Origin of the sequence: Rhodoferax sp., from assembly GCF_028714215.1 — a bacterium.
In the GTDB taxonomy this organism is placed as follows: domain Bacteria; phylum Pseudomonadota; class Gammaproteobacteria; order Burkholderiales; family Burkholderiaceae_C; genus Rhodoferax.
In genome coordinates this window covers 1-3,017 of the sequence record NZ_JAQTMS010000106.1, presented here as the reverse complement: position 1 = coordinate 3,017, position 3,017 = coordinate 1, and the positions used below count along the sequence as shown (strand labels likewise).

Below are 3,017 nucleotides of genomic sequence, written 5' to 3'. Positions count from 1 at the left end.
CATCGACATCATGCGGCTGTTCAACGACGATCCCGATACCGATGCGGTCATCATGATTGGCGAAATCGGCGGCCCGGACGAGGCCGACGCAGCGCGTTGGTGCAAAGCCAACATGAAGAAACCGATTGTGGGCTTCATCGCCGGTGTCACCGCCCCTGCGGGCAAACGCATGGGTCACGCCGGCGCCTTGATTTCGGGTGGTGGCGACACGGCCGAAGCCAAGCTGGCGGTGATGGAGGAGTGCGGCTTCAAGATCACGCGCAATCCGTCCGAACTGGCCAAGCTGCTCAAGGCCATGCTGTAAAGGCGAGTCGCCTTTGTCGGTGCGCCCCAATGGCGGCGCTCAACCCACCTAGCCGGATTGCCTCAGGGACAATCCGGCTTTGTTGTTTATAAGCCTCAGGCATTCAAAGAGACCCAGCACCGTGGAAGAATTTCTCACCGCTCACTTTTGGTTCGCTGTCGGTCAGATCATCATGATCGATATTTTGCTCGGCGGTGACAATGCCGTGGTGATCGCCCTGGCTTGCCGCCAGCTGCCGGTGCACCAGCGCCTCAAGGGCATTTTGTGGGGAACGGCGGGGGCGATTGTGCTGCGTGTCATCCTGATCGCCTTCGCCTTGACTTTGCTGCAGGTGCCATTTTTGAAAGTGGTCGGTGCCGCCTTGTTGTTGTGGATCGGTGTCAAGCTGCTGCTGCCGCAGGACGAAAACGGGCACAACAGTATTCAGGCCAGTGACAAGCTGTGGGCGGCGGTCAAGACCGTGATCATTGCCGATCTGGTGATGAGCATCGACAACGTCATCGCCATCGCCGGTGCGGCCACAGGCGCTGGCAGCCAGCACCAGTTGCCGCTGGTGATTTTTGGTTTGCTGGTCAGCGTTCCGATCATTATCTGGGGCAGTCAACTGGTGCTCAAACTGATGGACCGCTTCCCGGTGATCATCACGGTGGGTGGTATGTTGCTGGGGTGGATTGCCGGCACCATGGCGCACAGTGATCCCGCCGTGCAAAACTATTTACCCCAGTCCATGGTGTGGCACTACGGCTTCGGCTTGGTGGGCGCGCTGGGCGTGCTGGCGATGGGAGCGGCGCTCAAGAAGCGCCGGCAAGCACCCACCTGAGTCGATGCCAAGGCGCACGCAGGCTTGTTGCTGGCCGTGGCTTGTTCGGCATTTTTTGCATAAAGCTGCGAAATTTCGTCAAGATGCCTCTTGTTGACGGTGGTTCCATCTGCTACCGTAGCCGTGCGCTGGATCTTTGCGTTTGACATCTTGCGGGCTGGTGCGCCGCTGATCGGTTTCAGCTACACAAAGGGTTAAAGGTGCCGGGTGGCGAAATCTTCTTTATCTGAATCGGGTTCTTTCTGGCGCACCGACGGGTTTGTGGGTGTCTTGGTTGTGCTCATCGTGGTGCTGCTGTACCTGGGCAGCGACTTTATAGGCACCTTGGAACGGCGGTTTTATGACTTCGCCAGCACCAACACCAGCAACTCGCACCAGCCGTCCGACCGGATCGCCGTCATCGCCATCGATGATCGGAGTATTGCCAACATCGGTCGCTGGCCCTGGCCAGGTGATGTTCACGCCCAGTTGATTGACAAGTTGGCGACCGCCAAATCCAGGGTTGTGGTTTATACCGTGTTCTTTTTTGAACCCCAGGTCGACGGGGCTCTGAGCTACATTCGCAGCTTGAAGGAGGTGCTGGGCGCCGACGCCGATCCAGCCGGCACCCCCTCCGCTCGGAGCGGACAGCTGGCGCGGTTGATGGCCGAGGCCGAGACAGCACTCGACACCGATGGCCAACTGGCTGCGAGTCTCAAAAGCGCCGGCAACGTCATCCTGGCTTCGTATTTCACCTTGGGCGAACCGCAGGGCAACGCCGAGCAGCCCCTGCCCGCGTTTGCGCTCAAGAGTGCGCTCGATGAAAACAGCGGCTTCTCGCTACCAGCGCTCAGAGGGCAGCAGCCCATCGAACGCCTGGGGGCGGTCGCAGCCGGCATCGGTCACCTGAACCAGACGCAGGACGTGGACGGCGCCGTTCGATTTGAGCCCCTGTTGGTCAATTACGACGGTAAGGCGGTTCCCTCGGTGGCGCTACTGGCCGCCACCCAAAGTCTCAACCTGAGCACGGCCGATATCACGCTCCATGAGGATGAATCAGTGCAAATCGGCCAACTGCGCGTAAAAACCGATGCGGCGGCGCGCATGTTGCCCCAGTTCTATCAAGGGCGTGACGGCAAACCGGCCTTTAGCGTGGATTCTTTTGACGATGTGCTCAGCGGCAAAATCCCGGCCTCCAAATATGCAGACAAGATTGTCATCATTGGGGTGACGGCAACGGGCGCGGGTACCCAGTTCCCTGTGCCTGGCAACCCGGCCTTGTCGCCCGCGGAAGCGATTGCGCACGTGACGTCGAGCATCTTGGGCGAACACTTTATTGTTCAGCCAGTCTGGGGTGCCGGGGCCAGTCTGGCGGTTTTGCTCCTGGTCAGCGCCTATCTCATTGCCGCCTTGCCACGCCTGCCGGCGGGTCGGGCAGCCGTATCCACCCTGCTGTTGTTGGCGGTTTTACTGGGCACCGAGTTTGGCCTGTTGTCGGGCGCTGGGCTGTGGTTGAAGCTGGTGTTTCCGGCGACGCTGCTGCTGATCGGCCATCTGGCCCTGACGACCAAACGGTTCTTGATGACGGAGGCCGACAAGCTCAAGCCGGATGAAGAGTCGGCTGAAACCAGGCGCATGATGGGCTTGGCGCTGCAAGGACAGGGGCAACTCGACATGGCCTTTGACCGGTTCCGCCGCGTGCCCCTGGCAGAGGCGGTGATGGGCGATTTGTACCGCCTGGCACTTGACTTTGAGCGCAAGCGCCAATTGGACAAGGCCGGGGCGGTGTATCAATACATGGCGACCTACAACAAGGACTACAAAGATATCCAATCGAAGTTGAACCGGGCCAGGAATCCGTCAGAAGCCGTGCTGATGGATGGCAACAGTTCCCGCCCGGGCGGCGCCCTGCGG

At 60.1% G+C, this 3,017-nt stretch carries 2 protein-coding genes and 1 pseudogene; all 3 read left to right on the top strand.

All coding sequences use genetic code 11. The features are described 5' to 3' along the window. Positions 1–304, top strand: a pseudogene (locus PHS32_RS24035) (succinate--CoA ligase subunit alpha); the annotation flags it as partial. A gap of 121 nt (positions 305–425) precedes the next feature. Beyond that, positions 426–1,124 (top strand): TerC family protein, encoded by a 699-nt coding sequence (locus tag PHS32_RS24030; protein ID WP_301082147.1) that lies wholly within the window; start codon positions 426–428, stop codon positions 1,122–1,124. Positions 1,125–1,400: 276 nt separating this feature from the next. Continuing rightward, positions 1,401–3,017: CHASE2 domain-containing protein (locus PHS32_RS24025; RefSeq protein ID WP_301082148.1), on the top strand; the 1,617-nt coding region annotated here is incomplete at its 3' end.